Below are 18,003 nucleotides of genomic sequence, written 5' to 3'. Positions count from 1 at the left end.
CTGTCGTTTGTCTCGTGCGGCCCTACGACCTGCTGCGCGCCGACGTCACCCGGTACACGTCGTACACGCCCTCCACTCCCCGGACCGCCTTCAGGACATGGCCGAGATGTTTCGGGTCGCCCATCTCGAAGGTGAAGCGGGAGGTGGCGACGCGGTCGCGGGATGTCTGGACGGCCGCGGAGAGGATGTTGACGTGCTGGTCGGACAGGACCCGGGTGACGTCGGACAGGAGCCGGGAGCGGTCCAGGGCCTCGACCTGGATGGCGACCAGGAAGACCGACGACTGGGTGGGCGCCCACTCGACGTCGAGGATGCGCTCGGGTTCGCGGGACAGTGACTCGACGTTCACACAGTCGCTGCGGTGAACCGATACACCACTACCGCGGGTGACGAAGCCGATGATGGGGTCGCCGGGGACGGGCGTACAACAGCGGGCCAGCTTGACCCACACGTCGTCGACGCCCTTGACGACGACGCCCGGATCGGCGCTGGTGCGGCGTTTGCGGCTGCGTCCGCGCGCGGGCGGCACGCTCTCGTCGATCTCCTCGGTGGCGGCCTCCTCGCCACCGAACGCCTGGACGAGCTTCTGGACAACGTTCTGCGCGGAGACATGGCCCTCGCCGATCGCCGCGTACAGCGCGGAGATGTCGGGGTAGCGCATCTCGTGCGCGAGGGTGACGAGGGAGTCACCGGTGAGGATCCGCTGGATCGGCAGGTTCTGCTTGCGCATCGCGCGGACGATGGCGTCCTTGCCCTGCTCGATCGCCTCGTCGCGGCGCTCCTTGGAGAACCACGCCCGGATCTTGTTGCGGGCGCGCGGCGACTTCACGAAGCCGAGCCAGTCCCGGGAGGGGCCCGCACCGGCCGCTTTGGAGGTGAAGACCTCCACCAGGTCGCCGTTGTCCAGGGTGGACTCCAGCGGGACGAGCCGCCCGTTGACCCGCGCCCCTATGGTGCGGTGGCCGACCTCCGTGTGGACCGCGTACGCGAAGTCGACCGGAGTCGCGCCGGCCGGGAGCGCTATGACGTCGCCCTTCGGGGTGAAGACGAAGACCTCGTTGCGGGAGAGGTCGAAGCGCAGCGACTCGAGGAACTCGCTGGGGTCCTCGGTCTCCTTCTGCCAGTCGAGAAGCTGCCGCAGCCACGCCATGTCGTTGATGGCGTCCTTGTCCTTGCCCGACGCCTTGGGCACGTCGGTGCGCACCTTGGACGCGCCGGCCACCGCCTCCTGCTTGTACTTCCAGTGCGCGGCGATGCCGTACTCGGCGCGGCGGTGCATGTCGAACGTGCGGATCTGGAGTTCGACCGGCTTGCCGTTGGGGCCGATGACCGTCGTGTGCAGCGACTGGTACATGTTGAACTTGGGCATCGCGATGTAGTCCTTGAACCGGCCGGGGACCGGGTTCCATCGCGCGTGCACCGTGCCGAGGGCCGCGTAGCAGTCGCGGACGGTGTCCACGAGGACGCGGATGCCCACCAGGTCGTAGATCTCCGCGAAGTCGCGACCGCGGACGATCATCTTCTGGTAGACGCTGTAGTAGTGCTTCGGGCGGCCGGTGACGGTCGCCTTGATCCGGGCGGCGCGCAGGTCCTGCTGGACCTCGTCGGTCACTATCGCGAGGTACTCGTCGCGCTTGGGCGCCCGCTCGGCCACCAGACGCACGATCTCGTCGTACATCTTGGGGTAGAGGATCGCGAAGGCGAGGTCCTCCAGCTCCCACTTGATGGTGTTCATGCCCAGGCGGTGGGCGAGCGGCGCGTAGATCTCGAGCGTCTCGCGCGCCTTCTTCTCCTGCTTCTCGCGCTTGAGGTAGCGCATGGTGCGCATGTTGTGCAGGCGGTCGGCGAGCTTGATGACCAGGACGCGCGGGTCCTTGGCCATGGCGACGACCATCTTGCGCACGGTCTCGGCCTGCGCGGCCTCGCCGAACTTGACCTTGTCCAGCTTGGTGACGCCGTCGACGAGCAGGGCGACCACGTCGCCGAAGTCACGGCGCAGATCGTCCAGGCCGTACTCGGTGTCCTCGACCGTGTCGTGCAGCAGGCCGGCCATCAGGGTGGCCGGATCCATGCCCAGCTCGGCGAGGATGGTGGTGACGGCGAGGGGGTGCGTGATGTACGGGTCGCCGCTCTTGCGCTTCTGGCCGCGGTGCCAGCGTTCGGCGACCTGGTAGGCCTTCTCGATCTGCCGGAGCGTCGACGTCTCGATCTTGGGGTCGTTGCTGCGTACTATCCGCAGCAGCGGCTCCAGCACCGGGTTGTACGGGTTGGCGCGCTGGACGCCGAGGCGGGCGAGGCGGGCGCGGACGCGGTTGGAGGAGCCGGAGCGCGGGGTCTGCGGCGTCGCGGCGGGGCGGATCGGGGGCGTGGGCGCGGGGCGCTCGGCAGGGGCGGGCTTGGGGCGCGAGGACTCTGCTGCCTTGGCGACGGGCGCGGACTGGGCGTGCTCCACCGACCCGCGGGTGTCGTTCTTCGCGTGCGGCGCGGGTTTGGCCGCGGGCTCCGAGGCGCGCTCGGGCTTGGCGGCGGTCAGGTGCTGGGCCTCGTCTGGCAAGAGGGCTCCTCGTGCGCGATCCGGGTCCCCCGGTCAGGCTCCGGAGACCCCATGGTAGCGATCCTGAGCTCCAGGATCGCCCTCAGACCGATCTGAGGACCATGTACCCCGGTAACACCAGAGGCGGGCTCCGGATTCCTCCGGGCCCGCCTCAGCGGTGTCACACGGGTGGCGTGCGCCTTTCGCCTGCCTTGCGCGCAGGTGCCGGGCCGACGTCCTGAACGCCGGCTCAGACGGTGAGGAGCGCCTCCAGGGGTGCCCCGTCGAGGGCCGGTTCCAGGCGGGCGCGGCCGTTCAGGAACGCCAGTTCCATCAGGACGGCGACGCCTGCGATCTGGGCACCGGCCCGGCGGATGAGCTCGAGGGAGGCCTCGGCCGTGCCGCCGGTGGCGAGGACGTCGTCGACGACCAGGACACGGTCGCCTCCGGTCAGGTCCTCGGCGTGCACCTCGATCTCCGCGGAGCCGTACTCCAGGTCGTACGCCTGGCGGAGGGTGGCTCCGGGGAGCTTGCCCGCCTTGCGTACAGGGATGAAGCCGACGCCGGCCCGCACGGCGACCGGGGCGCCGAGGATGAAGCCACGGGCCTCCAGGCCGACGATCTTGGTGGCGCCGGTGCGCCCGGCGGTCTCGGCCAGCGCGTCGGTGAGCGCGGTGAACGCCGCCGGGTCCGCCAGGAGCGGGGTGATGTCCTTGAACATCACGCCCTGCTCCGGGTAGTCGGACACGTCGCGGATGCGGCTGAGCAGCAGCTCCTTGATGTCGGTCATCGGCGCTTCCCCGAGGGTCGGCCGCGGCCCCGGTTGCGGGACGCGGGCTGGTTGCGCGGGCCGACGACGGCCGGGGCTGCGTCCTCGGGCTCGTCGGCGAACGACTCGTCGGCGGTCTCGGCCTCCAGCGGCTCACCCTTCTCCCGCTTGGCGAGGACACGCTTCTTCAGGGCCTTCATCTGCGGCTCGCGCTCCTTGAGGTCGGCGACGAGCGGCGTGGCGATGAAGATCGAGGAGTACGCACCGGCCGCGAGACCGACGAACAGCGACAGCGAGATGTCGTTGAGCATGCCGGCGCCGAGGACACCGCCACCGATGAACAGCAGGCCCGCCACCGGCAGCAGCGCCACCACGGTGGTGTTGATCGAGCGGACCAGGGTGCTGTTGATGGAGCGGTTGGCGACGTCGCTGTATGTCCAGCGGGTCTGCTTGGTGATGTCCTTCGTCTGCTCCTTGAGGCTGTCGAAGACGACGACCGTGTCGTAGAGCGAGTAACCGAGGATCGTCAGCAGACCGATCACCGTGCCCGGTGTGACCTCGAAGCCGACGAGGGCGTAGATGCCGACCGTGATGGTGATGTCGTGGATCAGGGCGACGAACGCGGCGAGCGCCATGCGCCACTCGAAGGCGATCGCCAGATAGATCACCACGAGGATCAGGAAGATCCCGAGGCCCTGCCAGGCCTTGTTGGCGATCTGGTCACCCCAACTGGGGCCCACCAGTTCGGCGTTGATCCGCTCCGAGTCGACCTTCAGGTCCTCGGCGAGCGTTTCCTTGATCTGGTCGGACCTGTCGGTGTCGATACCGGCGATCTGGATCCGCAGGCTGCCGTTGCCGAGCCCCTGGACGATGGCGTCGTGACCGGACGCCTCCTCCGCGTACTCCTCGGCCTGGGAGACCGAGACGGACGTCTTCGGCGTGGTGAAGACGGCACCGCCCTGGAACTCGATGCCCATGTTCAGGCCGCGCACCGCCAGGCCGACGATGGCCGTGATGGTGATCAGGATCGAGATGCCGTACCAGATCTTGCGGTTGCCGACGAAGTCGTAACTGACCTCGCCTCGGTGCAGTCGGGCGCCGAGGTTGCCGAGCTTCGACATCTCACGCCTCCTTCGTTTCGACGGGGGCGGCGGGACGGCGGGTGCGGCGCAGCGGCGGCCGGGCACCGAGTCGCTTCGGGTCGAGACCGGACCACGGGTGGCCGCTGGCGAAGAACTTCCTGCGGGCCATGAGCGTCAGCAGCGGCTTGGTGAAGAGGAAGACCACCACGACGTCCAGCAGGGTGGTCAGGCCGAGCGTGAACGCGAAGCCCTGGACCTTGCCGACGGTGACGATGAAGAGCACCGCGGCGGCGAGGAACGACACGAAGTCGGAGACCAGGATGGTGCGCCGGGCGCGCGGCCAGGCCCGCTCGACCGCGGGGCGCAGCGAACGGCCCTCACGGATCTCGTCCCGGACCCGTTCGAAGTACACGATGAACGAGTCCGCCGTGATGCCGATCGCGACGATCGCACCGCAGACGGCCGGCAGGTTCAGCGCGAAGCCGATGGTCGGGCCGAGCAGCGACATGATCACGTACGTGAGGGCGGCGGAGACCATCAGGGAGAGGATCGCGATGAACGACAGGCCGCGGTAGTAGACCAGCAGGTAGAGGACAACCAGAGCGAGACCGATGGCACCCGCGATGAGACCGGCCTGGAGCTGCTCGCCGCCGAGCGCCGCGGTCACCGTGGTGACGCTGTCCTCCTTGAAGGTCAGCGGCAGGGCGCCGTACGACAGGATGTTGCCGAGGCTCTCGGCCTCCTGCTGGGTGAAGCTGCCGGAGATCTCGGCGTTGCCGCCGGTGATGGACTGGCTGACGTACGGGCTGGAGACGACCTCGCCGTCCAGGACGATGCCGAACTGGTTCTGCGGGGACTGGTTCTGCGCGAGCTTGCCGGTGACCTCGGCGAACTTCTTGGCGCCCGCGTCGGTGAAGTCCATCTGGACCTTCCAGCCGGCGCCGCTCTGGGTGTCGTAGACGGCCTGGGCCTTGTCGACCTCGGTGCCGTCCACGCCGGCCGGGCCGAGCAGGTACTTGTACCAGACGCCCTGGATCTCACCGCAGCCGACGGTCGACTCCTCGGGCTTGGCGCCGTCGCCGGCGGTGGCGCGGGTCGCTTCCTTGCTGCAGTCGAGGGCCGCGTACTGGGCCTGGAGCTTGCTGTCGTCGGTGGTGCCGCCGCTCGCCGATGGGGAGGCGCTGGGCGAGGCGGACCCCGAGGGAGTGGGAGTGGGGTCGGCCTTCAGTGCGTCGGTGGCGGCGCGGCCCTGCGTGGTGGCGGACGCCGAGGGGGTCGCGCTCGCCTTCTCGGAGCCGGAGGCCGACGGGCTCGCCGAACCGCTGGGGGAGGCGCTGGGCGAAGGCGACGTCGCGGGGCCGCCGGTTGCCTCGGTGGCGAGGACGGGACGGAAGTAGAGCTTGGCGGTGGTGCCGACCTGCTGCCGGGCTTCCTCCGAGTTGGTGCCCTTGGGGATGTTGACGATGATGTTGCGATCGCCCTGGGTCTGGACCTCGGCCTCCGAGACACCGAGACCATTGACACGGCGGTTCATGATGTCGACCGCGGTGTCCATGTTCTTCTTGTTGATCGCGGACTCGTTGCCGTCCTCGGGGACAGCCCGGAGTGTGATGCTCGTACCACCGGCCAGGTCGATGCCGAGACGCGGAGTGGTGTGGCCGGAGGCGAACATGCCCCCGGTGAGCGCCACGATGGCGATCAGGATCAGGGCCAGCGAGCGCCCCGGCTTGCTCGGGGCGCTCGCGCTCCGGCCCTTTTTAGGTGCTGCCACCTTCTCGTACTCCCTCTCGGGCCGCCGCACGCCGGGTCAGCGGGCGAGCGGCCATGACATGGTGTCGGGATCCCGTGCGAGATGCGCATGTCCCGGGGCGCGCGAGCCCGGCCCGCGCCTTCCGGGACATGACTACTTCGCGTCGGAGTCGCCGTCGGTCTTCTTCGGCTCGTCGTCCGTCCCGGCCGCGGTGCTGTCGGAGGGCTCCTCGTCCGCGTCCTTCTTGCCGAGGTCGACGGACTTGTCGGCGGAGGCGGCGGCGGACTCGTCGGTCTCGGTGAGGGAGGAGGCGTCGTCCGGGACGGAGTCCGCGTCGGACTTCAGGTCGTGCTCGATACCGTGGACGATGCGGTTGTACTCGTCGTCGGAGAGCACGGCACCGATCGAGTTCTTCGCAAAGAGGAGCTCGACGCCCGGGCCGGCGTCGAGGAGGACCGTGTCCTCGTTGACCTCCTTGACCGTTGCGTACATGCCCCCGATGGTGCGGACGCCGGAACCGGGCTGCATCTGATTCCGCATGTCGACGGCCTGCTGCTGCTTCTTCTTGGCCGAGCGGGTCATCAGGATCATGGCCCCGATGAGCACGATGAACGGGAGGAGGGTCACGAGGCTATTCACGGGACGAATTTTCCTTCGCACGACCGCGCAGGTGAGCGGCCTGATGGATGGGGGTATGTCTGCCGCCGGGGAAGGCGGCATCGGCGGAGTCTAAGCGAGTCCGCGCGCATGGAACAACGCTCAGCATGGCACCCGGGTTCCTGGTCCGGCCAATGCCCTCGCCGTCACGCCCCGAACAGGTCCTGTTGTCCGTTTCCCGCGGCTCCGGTGCGGGGCGGGGTGAGGCCGAGATGCGCCCATGCCGCGGGGGTGGCGACGCGGCCGCGCGGGGTGCGGGCCAGCAGGCCCTCCCGTACGAGGAAGGGCTCGGCGACCTCCTCGACGGTCTCGCGCTCCTCCCCCACCGCGACGGCGAGCGTGGACAGGCCGACCGGGCCGCCGCCGAACAGCTTGAGCAGGGCTTCGAGCACGCCGCGGTCGAGGCGGTCGAGTCCGCGGGCGTCGACCTCGTACACCTTCAGCGCCGCGGCCGCGATCTCGCGCGTGATGATCCCGTCGGCCTTGACCTGCGCATAGTCCCGTACGCGGCGCAGCAGGCGGTTGGCGATACGCGGGGTCCCGCGGGAGCGGCCGGCGATCTCGGCGGCACCGTCTGCCTCGATCTCGACGTCCAGCAGGCTCGCGGAGCGGTGGATGACGCGCTCCAGCTCGGCCGGCTCGTAGAACTCCATGTGCGCGGTGAAGCCGAAGCGGTCGCGCAGCGGGGGCGGCAGCAGGCCTGCGCGTGTGGTGGCACCGACCAGGGTGAACGGCGGCAGCTCAAGCGGGATGGCCGTGGCGCCGGGGCCCTTGCCGACGATGACGTCGACACGGAAGTCCTCCATCGCCATGTAGAGCATCTCCTCGGCGGGCCTCGACATGCGGTGGATCTCGTCGAGGAAGAGGACCTCGCCCTCCTGCAGGGAGGAGAGGATCGCCGCGAGGTCACCGGCGTGCTGGATGGCGGGGCCGGAGGTGATGCGGATCGGGGCACCCATCTCGGCCGCGATGATCATCGAGAGGGTGGTCTTGCCGAGGCCGGGAGCGCCGGAGAGCAGCACGTGGTCGGCGGTGGCGCCACGCGCGCGTGCGGCGCGCAGGACCAGGTCGAGCTGCTCGCGGACCTTCTCCTGGCCGATGAACTCGTCCAGGTCCTTGGGTCGCAGTGCGGCCTCGACGGCCTGGTCCTCACGGTCGGCGACAGAGCCCACCAGCCGCTCCGCGGCGGGGCCGACGGGCCGCTCGGCGGCGGGGGTGTCGGTCATGTCGTCCCAGTTCACTGAAATTCTCCTGCGGTGGGCGGTTTCCGGCTTCTCGGGGGCGATTTCAGGACGCTTCTGTCCCGTGCCCTGCGCGGCGCCCTCGTCAGCGGGCTCTGTTGAGCGTCTGCAGGGCGGCCTTCAGCAGCCGGCCGACCTGGGGGGTGCCGTCGGCGGCCTCGGCCTGCGGGGCGACCGCGGCGACCGCCTCGTCGGCCTCGCGGGTGGCGTAGCCCAGGCCGATCAGGGCGGCGTGCAGCTGGTCGCGCCAGCCGCTGGTGACCGGGGTGCCGACCGCGGGGGCGCCGATCGGCTCGCCCAGACGGTCCTTGAGCTCCAGCAGCAGCTTCTGGGCGCCCTTCTTCCCGATGCCGGGGACGGCGATGAGGGCCTTTTCGTCGCCGGTCGCGACCGCGCGGCGCAGGGCGTCCGGGGTGTGCACGGCGAGCATCGACTGCGCCAGCCGGGGGCCGACGCCGCTCGCGGTCTGCAGCAGCTCGAAGACCTGACGCTCGTCGTCGTCCGCGAAGCCGTACAGCGTCAGGGAGTCCTCCCGTACGACCAGGGAGGTGGCGAGCTTGGCGGGTTGGCCGATGCGGAGCGTCGAGAGCGTGTTGGGCGTGCACTGGACGGCCATGCCGACGCCGCCGACCTCGACCACCGCGGCGTCGGGGGCGAGGGCGGCGACCGTGCCGCTGACGAAGGCGATCATGCCGTACGGCCTTTCGGTGCTGTTGCTTGTGCGGTGTGCAGGGCGACGGCCTGTTGGAGCCGGTTCTGCGCGGGGGCGCGCCAGATGTGGCAGATGGCGAGCGCAAGGGCGTCGGCGGCGTCGGCGGGCCTGGGCGGTGCGTCCAGCCGCAGCAGGCGGGTGACCATGGCGCCGACCTGGGCCTTGTCGGCACGGCCGGTGCCGGTGACGGCGGCCTTGACCTCGCTGGGGGTGTGCAGGGCGACGGGGATGCCGCGGCGGGCGGCGCAGAGCATGGCGACGGCGCTGGCCTGGGCCGTGCCCATCACCGTGCGCACATTGTGCTGGCTGAACACCCGCTCCACGGCGACGAACTCGGGCCGGTGCTCGTCGAGCCACTGTTCGATGCCCTGCTCGATGGCGACCAGGCGGTGACCGAGGTCGGCGTCGACGGGCGTACGGACGACGCCGACGCCGAGCATCGTGAGCGGCCGCCCGGGAACCCCCTCGACGACACCGACACCGCACCGGGTCAGCCCCGGGTCCACCCCCAGTACCCGCACGGCCCCTCCCTTCTTTTCTTTGCGGCTGAACCGCCGCCGCTCTCGCGGACCTGGCCGAGCACCGTCGGGGTTCCTCAACTGCTGGTTGCGGTCCGTGGACGGTGATCTTTCGACTGTGCCAGGCTATCCGCTGCCACTGACAGCAGCGGCGGGCCGGTGGGACGTATCCCCACCGGCCCGCCGAAATCGCGGCTCACGCGGCAGCGTTACGCGCCGACCTTCTCCATGATGTCGTCGCTGACGTCGAAGTTGGCGAAGACGTTCTGCACGTCGTCGCTGTCCTCGAGCGCGTCGATCAGCTTGAAGATCTTCTTGGCGCCCTCCTCGTCCAGCTCGACCTGCATGGTCGGGACGAAGTTGGCCTCGGCGGAGTCGTAGTCGATCCCGGCGTCCTGCAGAGCGGTGCGGACCGCGACCAGGTCGGTGGCCTCGCTGATGACCTCGAAGTTCTCGCCGAGGTCGTTGACCTCCTCGGCACCCGCGTCCAGGACGGCACCCAGGACGTCGTCCTCGGTCAGCTCACCCTTGGGGACGATGACGACGCCCTTGCGGTTGAACAGGTACGACACGGAGCCCGGGTCGGCCATGGAGCCGCCGTTGCGGGTCATGGCGACGCGGACCTCGGAGGCGGCGCGGTTACGGTTGTCGGTGAGGCACTCGATGAGCACCGCGACGCCGTTCGGGCCGTAGCCCTCGTACATGATCGTCTCGTAGTCGGCGCCACCGGCCTCCAGGCCGGCGCCGCGCTTGACCGCGGAGTCGATGTTCTTGTTCGGAACCGACGACTTCTTCGCCTTCTGGATGGCGTCGTACAGCGTCGGGTTGCCCTCGGGGTCGGCGCCGCCCATACGGGCCGCGACCTCGATGTTCTTGATCAGCTTCGCGAAGAGCTTGCCGCGCTTGGCATCGATCACGGCCTTCTTGTGCTTCGTCGTGGCCCATTTAGAGTGGCCGGACATCTGCCTGTCTCCTTCGCGTAACCCATCTCTGCAACGACGCCAGAGATCCTACAAGGACTCCGCTGTCCGGTTCGCGCGCACCATGTCCACGAAGAGGCTGTGTACACGGTGGTCGCCGGTCAGTTCCGGGTGGAACGACGTGGCCAGCGCGTTGCCCTGACGGACCGCGACGATGTGGCCGTCGTGCTCGGCGAGCACCTCGGCCTCGGCGCCGACGGACTCGACCCAGGGGGCGCGGATGAAGACGCCCTCCACAGGATCGCCCGCGATGCCCTTCACGTCGACCGCTGCCTCGAAGGACTCGTTCTGCCGCCCAAAGGCGTTGCGGCGCACGATCATGTCGATGCCGCCGACGGTCTCCTGCCCCGAGCGCGGATCGAGGATCTTGTCGGCGAGCATGATCATGCCCGCGCAGGTGCCGTAGACGGGCATGCCGTCCCGCACGCGCGCGCGGAGGGGCTCCATCACACCGAACAGAACGGCCAGCTTGGAGATGGTGGTGGACTCGCCGCCGGGGATGACGAGGCCGTCGACCCCGGCGAGCTCTTCGGGGCGCCGCACCGGCCTGGCCACGGCGTCGGCCGCGGCCAGGGCGATGAGGTGCTCCCGTACGTCGCCCTGGAGGGCCAGGACGCCGATGACGGGGGTGTGGCTCATGGGTGTGGTGCCTTACCAGCCGCGGTTGGCGTAGCGCTCGGTCTCGGGGAGGGTGTCGCAGTTGATGCCGACCATGGCCTCGCCGAGGTTGCGGGACGCATCGGCGATGATCTTCGGGTCGTCGTAGAAGGTGGTGGCCTTCACGATGGCGGCGGCGCGCTTGGCCGGGTCGCCGGACTTGAAGATGCCGGAGCCGACGAAGACGCCCTCGGCGCCGAGCTGGCGCATCAGGGCGGCGTCGGCGGGGGTGGCGACACCGCCGGCGGAGAACAGCACGACCGGGAGCTTGCCGAGCTCGGCGACCTCCTTGACCAGCTCGTACGGGGCGCGCAGCTCCTTGGCGGCGGCGTACAGCTCGTGGTTGTCGTAGCCGCGCAGGCGGGCGATCTCGTTCTTGATCTGCCGCAGGTGGCGCACGGCCTCGACGACGTTGCCGGTGCCGGCCTCGCCCTTGGAGCGGATCATGGCCGCGCCCTCGGCGATACGGCGCAGGGCCTCACCGAGGTTGGTGGCGCCGCAGACGAAGGGGGTGGTGAAGGCCCACTTGTCGGAGTGGTTGACCTCGTCGGCCGGGGTGAGGACCTCGGACTCGTCGATGTAGTCCACGCCGAGGGACTGCAGGACCTGGGCCTCGACGAAGTGACCGATGCGGGACTTGGCCATGACGGGGATCGAGACGGCGTTGATGATGCCCTCGATCATGTCCGGGTCGGACATACGGGCCACGCCGCCGTCCTTGCGGATGTCGGCGGGCACGCGCTCCAGGGCCATGACGGCGACGGCGCCCGCGTCCTCGGCGATCTTCGCCTGCTCCGGCGTGACGACGTCCATGATGACGCCGCCCTTGAGCTGCTCGGCCATGCCGCGCTTCACGCGGGCGGTGCCGGTCGCAGTGTTCTCGTCGGGCTGGGCGGAGTTGGGGAGCGTGGTGGACACGGGTGACCTCACTCGATGGAAAGAGGGTTTCTTGCTGGACCGAGGAAACGTGACGGATGCAGGCCACAGCAAGGGCCAATGAGGAGGCGGTGGCTCGTTTTCCGGTACGGCGGGCTAGGACCTGTCCGCCAGGGCCGTCGGCGGCTCGTCGTCCATCTCGAAGGCCATGGGGAACGGGGCGTGGCCCGCGAGGCGGAACAGGCGGACCTTGCGGTGGCGGCGCAGGGCGCGGGCCGCGCGTACGGCGTCGTTGTGGAAGCGGCGGGCCATCGGCACCCGGCGGACCGCTTCCGTGAGCTCGCGGGCCGCTGCCTCGCCGCCGGGCGCCGCACCGACCGCCTCGACCTGCTGCGGGTCCGCAAACACGGCCCGCAGGGCCTGGCTCAGCTCGCTCTCGGCGACCTCCCGCTGGTCCTCCTCGGCCTGCCGTGCGGCGTGCGCCGCCTCGTAGAGCACGATCGACGCCGCCGGGTCCAGCACGCCGGACGTGGCCAGTTCCTGTGCCACCGAGGCGCGGCGCAGCAGCTGCGCGTCGAGCGCGGCACGGGCCGCGTCGATACGGGCGTGCAGACGGTCGAGCCGGCCCGCCGTCCAGCTCAGGTAGAGGCCGATCGCGATGAGGGCGACGAGGATCCAGATGAGGGTTGCGGTCACGGGCGGCAAGGCTACCGGGGCGCTCCGCCGGGTGAGCCGGCGCACTTGCAAGCCTCAAACGCCGGCCAGGCCGGTTTTTCCGCAGTCAGTCCCGTGCCAACCCCAGCCGTGCCCGCAACCCCGTGGTGCGTTCGTCGGCCGCCACCGCCGCGGCGCCGTCCGTGACCGTCTCGTAGACCGACAGGATGTCCGCGCCGACCGTCGACCAGTCGAACCGGCGGACGTGGGCGCTGCCTCGCTTGCGCAGTTCGGCGCGGCGTGCCGGGTCACCGAGCAGCCGCACCGCCGCCGCGGCGAGCGCGTCCGCGTCCTCGTTGGCGAACAGTTCTCCCGCCGCGCCCTGGTCGAGGACCTGCGCGAAGGCGTCCAGGTCGGACGCCAGGACCGGCGCGCCCGCCGACATCGCCTCGACCAGGATGATCCCGAAGCTCTCGCCGCCGGTGTTGGGCGCCACGTACAGGTCGATGCTGCGCAGGAAGCGGGCCTTGTCCGCGTCGCTCACCATGCCGAGGAACTCGACGCGCGAGCGGAGCTCCGAAGGCAGCGATGCCACCGCCTCCTCCTCGTTCCCGCGGCCCGCGACCAGCAGCCGGGTCTGCGGGCGCTCGGCGAGGATCGTGGGCAGCGCCCGCATCAGGACCGGCAGGCCCTTGCGGGGCTCGTCGATGCGCCCTATGAAGCCGATCGTGCTGCCCTCCCCTTCCGACTGCCAGTCGGGGTTGGGCTCGGCCTCGGCGAAGAAGTCGACGTCGACGCCGTTGGGGATGACGACCGCGTCCCCGCCGAGGTGCTCCACCAGCGTGCGGCGGGCGTACTCGCTGACCGCGATCCGCGCGCTGATCTTCTCCAGCGCCGCCTGGAGGATCGAGTACGCGGCGATCATCGCGCGCGAGCGGGGGTTGGAGGTGTGGAACGTGGCGACGATCGGGCCCTGTGCCGCCCAGCAGGTCAGCAGGCCCAGGGACGGCGACGCCGGTTCATGGATGTGGATCACGTCGAACGCGCCGTCGTGCAGCCAGCGTCGCACCCGGGCCGCCGACAGGAAGCCGAAGTTCAGCCGGGCCACCGAGCCGTTGTACGGCACCGGGACCGCACGGCCGGCCGAGACGACATATGGCGGGAGCGGGGTGTCGTCGTCGGCGGGGGCGAGGACGGACACCTCGTGCCCGAGGCGGATGAAGTACTCGGCGAGATCGCGGATGTGGAACTGGACGCCGCCCGGCACGTCCCAGGAGTACGGGCAGACGATGCCGATCCTCACGACGGCCCCTTCGCGGGGTCGAGGTCTTCGAGCCACAAGCGCTGCAGCATGTGCCAGTCCTCCGGATGGTCGGCGATCCCCGAGGCGAAGGCGTCTGCCAGCGCCTGTGTCATCACAGACGTCTTCTCGGCCCGGGTACCTGTCTCGGGTACCTCGATCGGGGGATGCACGCGGCCCTGCATGACGGGCGAGTCGTCGTACCAGAGCGTCACCGGCAGCAGCAGCGCGCCCGTCTGCTGGGCCAGCAGGGCCGGTCCGGCCGGCATGCGGGCCGTGTCGCCGAAGAACTTCACCTCGACGCCGGAGGCGGACAGGTCGCGGTCGGCGACCAGGCAGACCAGGCCGCCGTCGCGCAGCCGCCGGGCCAGCGTGCCGAACGCGGTGCCGCCGCTGTGCGGCAGGACCTCCATGCCGAGACCCTCGCGGTAGGCGACGAAACGGTCGTACAGGGTCTCCGGCTTGAGGCGTTCGGCGACCGTGGTGAAGGGGGTTTCCAGCTCTGTGGTGACCCAGGCGCCGGCGAGGTCCCAGTTGGCCAGGTGGGGCAGGGCGAGTACGACGCCGTTGCCGGCGGCGAGGCCGTCGGTCAGGTGGTGCAGATCCTTCGGGTCGAAACCGCTCTTGATGCGCTCGGCACTCCAGGCCGGGAGCCGGAAGGACTCCATCCAGTACCGCAGGTACGAGCGCATGCCCGCGCGGGAGAGCTCGGCAAGGCGCTCAGGGGTCGCGTCGGGCACCACGCGCGCGTAGTTGCTCTCCAGCCGCCGTACGCCCTTGCCGCGCTGCTTCCAGGCCAGGTCGGCCACGGTGTTGCCGAGCCGTACCGCGACCGGCTCGGGGAGCTTCTTGACCGTGCCCCAGCCGAGGCCGTACAGCGCGTCCGTCAGCCGCTCCTGAGCGCTCATTTCGCCGCTTCCGTCCCCTGAGAGGCATTCTCCGTGCTTTCCTGCCCGGCCGCCGCTGCCTCCGCCTCCGCGGACTCCCGGCGGACCGTGACGACCCGCTGGATCAGGGTGATCAGGCTGCCGACGGCAACGATCCACAGGGCGATGGGCAGCAGTACGTCGATGCCGGGCACGCCGAACTTGTGCATGCCCGCGAGCCCGGCGGCGACCAGGGAGATCACCAGCCGCTCGGCGCGCTCCACGAGACCGTTGACCGCGACCGGCAGGCCGATCGACTCGCCACGGGCCTTGGTGTACGACACCACCTGCCCGCTGGCCAGGCAGAAGATCGACACCGCGCACAGCGCGAGGTCGTCGCCGCCGCCCGCGTACCAGAGGGCGAAGCCGCCGAAGATCGCGCCGTCGGCGACCCGGTCCAGGGTGGAGTCCAGGAAGGCTCCCCAACGGCTGCTGCGGCCCAGCTGGCGGGCCATGTTGCCGTCGACGAGGTCCGAGAACACGAACAGCGTGATCACGACCGTGCCCCAGAAGAACTCGCCCTGGGGGTAGAAGACCAGCGCGCCTGCCATCACGCCGGCCGTGCCGATCAGCGTGACCGTGTCCGGGCTCACGCCCCGGCGGATGAGAAACGCGGCGAACGGTGTGAGGACACGCGTGAAGAATGCACGCGCGTACTTGTTCAGCATGGCCTTCCCGAGGGTCGGTGTCGCCGCGCGGCCCCTGCTGGCCACCGGCTGGCCCATCGTAGCCACGCGCGCGCGTGGGCGACGGCCGGGCACCCGCACCCCGTGAGGGGATCCGGCGTGCGGGACGCAACCGCCGGCGGGCGACGCCTTCCGGTCCTCCGTATGGACGCACCGTGACGAGAGTGGAAAGCTCGAAGAACCGCGGGCGTCGCCGGAGCCGCCCCGCACGGGTCCCGCGTGTCCGCGCCCACAATGACCTCACCGTGCACGGGAGGCAAGGCCATGGGCGACAAGGCGAATGCACACCCCGGAGCCGCCGGCAGGGCAGTGGCGGCCGACCATCCCGCGTCCGTACGGAATGTGGTGCTGGTCGGCCACTCCGGATCGGGCAAGACGACTCTGGTGGAGGCTCTCGCGCTGACCGCGGGAGCGGTGAACCGGGCGGGCCGCGTGGAGGACGGCGGCACCGTCTCCGACTACGACGAGATCGAGCACCGGCAGCAGCGCTCGGTGCAGCTCTCCCTGGTGCCGGTCGAATGGGACGGCATCAAGGTCAACCTTCTCGACACCCCCGGATACGCCGACTTCGTCGGGGAGCTGCGGGCCGGTCTGCGAGCGGCGGACGCGGCCCTTTTCGTCGTCTCGGCGTCGGACGGCGTGGACGGCTCGACCCGCATGGTGTGGGAGGAGTGCGCGGCCGTCGGCATGCCGCGGGCCATCGTCGTCACGCACCTGGAGGCCGCGCGGGCGGACTTCGAGGAGATGACGCGGATCTGCGCGGAGGCCTTCGGCGGGGACGACCCCGACGCGGTACTGCCGCTGTATCTGCCGCTGCACGGCCCGCAGGGGCCGGACGGGCACGCGCCCGTGACCGGCCTGACCGGGCTGCTGTCGCAGAAGCTCTTCGACTACGCGTCCGGGGAGCGCAAGGAGTCCGATCCGGGCGAGGACCAGCTGCCGCTGATCGAGGAGGCACGCAACCGGCTGATCGAGGGGATCATCTCCGAGAGCGAGGACGAGACCCTCATGGACCGGTATCTCGGCGGTGAGCAGATCGACGTCAGGACGCTCGTGGAGGACCTGGAACGGGCCGTCGCGCGCGGGACGTTCTTCCCCGTCCTGGCCGCCGCTCCCGCGGCCGAGGGCGCCCGGCAGGGGCTCGGCACGGTCGAGCTGCTGGAACTGATCACGCGGGGGTTCCCGACCCCGCTGGAGCACCTGACGCCCGGCGTCACCACGGTGGACGGCAAGCCACGTGAGCTGAAGACCTGCGATCCGGACGGTCCGCTGGTCGCGGAGGTCGTGCGGACCTCGTCCGACCCCTACGTCGGCCGTGTCTCTCTCGTGCGGGTCTTCTCCGGAACGCTGCGGCCGGACGAGACCGTGCACGTCTCCGGGCACGGACTGACCGACCGGGGCCACGAGGACCACGACGTCGACGAACGCATCGGCGCCGTGTCCACGCCGTTCGGCAAACAGCAGCGCCCGGTGTCGCACTGCGTCGCGGGCGACCTCGCGTGCGTGGCGAAACTGAGCCGCGCCGAGACCGGCGACACCCTGTCCGCCAAGGACGACCCGCTCCTCATGGAGCCGTGGGACATGCCGGATCCGCTGCTGCCGCTCGCCATCCAGGCGCACAGCAAACCGGACGAGGACAAGCTCTCGCAGGGGCTCGCCCGGCTGGTCGCCGAGGACCCGACGATGCGGCTCGAACAGAACCAGGACACCCATCAGGTGGTGCTGTGGTGCCTGGGCGAGGCGCACGCGGACGTCGCGCTGGAGCGGCTGCGCAGCCGGTACGGCGTCCAGGTCGACGTCGTACCGCACAAGGTCTCCCTACGGGAGACGTTCGCGACCAGGTCGGCCGGGCGCGGGCGGCATGTCAAGCAGTCCGGCGGGCACGGGCAGTACGCCATCTGCGAGATCGAGGTGGAGCCGCTGCCGGGCGGCTCGGGCATCGAGTTCGTGGACAAGGTCGTCGGGGGCGCGGTGCCGCGCCAGTTCATCCCGTCCGTCGAGAAGGGCGTACGCGCCCAGGCCGCCAAGGGGGTCGCCACGGGCAATCCGCTCGTCGACGTCCGGGTCACGCTGCTCGACGGCAAGGCGCACTCCGTGGACTCCTCCGACGCCGCCTTCCAGACGGCGGGCGCGCTCGCACTGCGGGAGGCCGCGGCCGACGCGAAGATCCATCTCCTGGAGCCGGTGGCCGAGGTGAGCGTCCTGGTCGGCGACGAGTACGTGGGCGCCGTGATGAGCGACCTGTCCGGGCGGCGCGGCCGTGTGCTGGGCACGGAGCAGACGGCCGGTGGGCGCACCCTCGTCCGGGCCGAGGTGCCGGAGATCGAGATCGGGCGGTACGCGGTCGATCTGCGCTCGCTGTCGCACGGCACCGCACGCTTCAACCGGCGATACGCCCGGCACGAACCCATGCCGGCTCAAGTCGCCGAGCGGGTACGGAAACAGGAGCAGGAGGCGTCATAGGAAGCGGGGAACAGGTGGGGGGCGGCGCGTAGTTGGTACGGGGGCGCGTGCAAGTGGCTTGCGCTGCAGCCTCCGAGCGGACTGCGCGGTGCGCTGCCCCGTGCGCCGGCGGGCGGCTTCGGCCGTCCGCCGCCGAATGTCCGTACCTGCGGATACGCTGATGACCTGATCAACAGGTGTGCAGAGCACGGAAGTCGGG

Annotated in this window: 16 protein-coding genes; 1 reads left to right on the top strand and 15 read right to left on the bottom strand. The window is 70.4% G+C overall.

The features are described from left to right. Positions 1–22: 22 nt before the first annotated feature. The 15 genes from ACFVJQ_RS06830 to pgsA form a co-directional block, all read right to left on the bottom strand. On the bottom strand, positions 23–2,554 hold the full coding sequence (locus ACFVJQ_RS06830) for a RelA/SpoT family protein (RefSeq protein WP_385511406.1): 2,532 nt from the start codon (positions 2,552–2,554) through the stop codon (positions 23–25). Between the two features lie 229 nt (positions 2,555–2,783). Continuing rightward, a complete protein-coding gene (locus tag ACFVJQ_RS06825) occupies positions 2,784–3,323 on the bottom strand; it encodes an adenine phosphoribosyltransferase (RefSeq protein WP_385511407.1) in 540 nt (179 codons plus the stop codon). Beyond that, positions 3,320–4,423 carry a protein translocase subunit SecF gene (gene secF, locus ACFVJQ_RS06820; protein ID WP_385511409.1) on the bottom strand — a complete coding sequence of 368 codons (1,104 nt, stop codon included), beginning with the start codon at positions 4,421–4,423 and terminating at the stop codon, positions 3,320–3,322. Before secF ends, ACFVJQ_RS06825 begins: the two co-directional genes overlap by 4 nt. A gap of 1 nt (position 4,424) precedes the next feature. Then, positions 4,425–6,155 carry a protein translocase subunit SecD gene (gene secD, locus ACFVJQ_RS06815; protein ID WP_385511410.1) on the bottom strand — a complete coding sequence of 577 codons (1,731 nt, stop codon included), beginning with the start codon at positions 6,153–6,155 and terminating at the stop codon, positions 4,425–4,427. A 132-nt stretch (positions 6,156–6,287) separates the two neighbouring features. After that, positions 6,288–6,773 (bottom strand): preprotein translocase subunit YajC, encoded by a 486-nt coding sequence (yajC, locus tag ACFVJQ_RS06810; RefSeq protein ID WP_385511411.1) that lies wholly within the window; start codon positions 6,771–6,773, stop codon positions 6,288–6,290. Between the two features lie 164 nt (positions 6,774–6,937). Next, complete coding sequence (gene ruvB / locus ACFVJQ_RS06805) at positions 6,938–8,032, bottom strand: Holliday junction branch migration DNA helicase RuvB (RefSeq protein ID WP_385511412.1); 1,095 nt, start codon at positions 8,030–8,032, stop codon at positions 6,938–6,940. A gap of 85 nt (positions 8,033–8,117) precedes the next feature. Next, positions 8,118–8,723: a Holliday junction branch migration protein RuvA gene (gene ruvA / locus ACFVJQ_RS06800; RefSeq protein WP_385781487.1), complete on the bottom strand. Its 606-nt coding sequence runs from the start codon at positions 8,721–8,723 to the stop codon at positions 8,118–8,120. Continuing rightward, a complete protein-coding gene (ruvC, locus tag ACFVJQ_RS06795; RefSeq protein WP_385781485.1) occupies positions 8,720–9,265 on the bottom strand; it encodes a crossover junction endodeoxyribonuclease RuvC in 546 nt (181 codons plus the stop codon). Before ruvC ends, ruvA begins: the two co-directional genes overlap by 4 nt. 206 nt (positions 9,266–9,471) lie before the next feature. Next, a complete protein-coding gene (locus ACFVJQ_RS06790; protein ID WP_224737020.1) occupies positions 9,472–10,224 on the bottom strand; it encodes a YebC/PmpR family DNA-binding transcriptional regulator in 753 nt (250 codons plus the stop codon). Between the two features lie 48 nt (positions 10,225–10,272). Then, positions 10,273–10,881: a pyridoxal 5'-phosphate synthase glutaminase subunit PdxT gene (gene pdxT / locus ACFVJQ_RS06785; RefSeq protein WP_385781482.1), complete on the bottom strand. Its 609-nt coding sequence runs from the start codon at positions 10,879–10,881 to the stop codon at positions 10,273–10,275. A gap of 12 nt (positions 10,882–10,893) precedes the next feature. Continuing rightward, positions 10,894–11,817 carry a pyridoxal 5'-phosphate synthase lyase subunit PdxS gene (gene pdxS, locus ACFVJQ_RS06780; protein WP_385511417.1) on the bottom strand — a complete coding sequence of 308 codons (924 nt, stop codon included), beginning with the start codon at positions 11,815–11,817 and terminating at the stop codon, positions 10,894–10,896. 114 nt (positions 11,818–11,931) lie between these two features. Beyond that, positions 11,932–12,471: a hypothetical protein gene (locus ACFVJQ_RS06775; protein WP_385781480.1), complete on the bottom strand. Its 540-nt coding sequence runs from the start codon at positions 12,469–12,471 to the stop codon at positions 11,932–11,934. Between the two features lie 85 nt (positions 12,472–12,556). Then, positions 12,557–13,732, bottom strand: coding sequence for a glycosyltransferase family 4 protein (locus ACFVJQ_RS06770; RefSeq protein WP_385511419.1), 1,176 nt, complete (start codon positions 13,730–13,732; stop codon positions 12,557–12,559). Beyond that, on the bottom strand, positions 13,729–14,637 hold the full coding sequence (locus tag ACFVJQ_RS06765; RefSeq protein WP_385511421.1) for a phosphatidylinositol mannoside acyltransferase: 909 nt from the start codon (positions 14,635–14,637) through the stop codon (positions 13,729–13,731). The genes ACFVJQ_RS06770 and ACFVJQ_RS06765 overlap by 4 nt, the downstream gene beginning before the upstream one ends. Then, a complete protein-coding gene (gene pgsA / locus ACFVJQ_RS06760; protein ID WP_385511422.1) occupies positions 14,634–15,380 on the bottom strand; it encodes a phosphatidylinositol phosphate synthase in 747 nt (248 codons plus the stop codon). Before pgsA ends, ACFVJQ_RS06765 begins: the two co-directional genes overlap by 4 nt. Positions 15,381–15,605: 225 nt before the next feature. Between pgsA and ACFVJQ_RS06755 the strand changes: the two genes are divergently transcribed. Then, on the top strand, positions 15,606–17,804 hold the full coding sequence (locus ACFVJQ_RS06755) for an elongation factor G-like protein EF-G2 (RefSeq protein WP_385511424.1): 2,199 nt from the start codon (positions 15,606–15,608) through the stop codon (positions 17,802–17,804). Positions 17,805–18,003 lie beyond the last annotated feature (199 nt).

The organism is Streptomyces sp. NPDC127197 (genome assembly GCF_042672405.1).
In the GTDB taxonomy this organism is placed as follows: domain Bacteria; phylum Actinomycetota; class Actinomycetes; order Streptomycetales; family Streptomycetaceae; genus Streptomyces; species Streptomyces flavusporus.
Note: the sequence above shows the minus strand (reverse complement) of the source record. Positions and strands in the feature narration are given on the sequence as shown.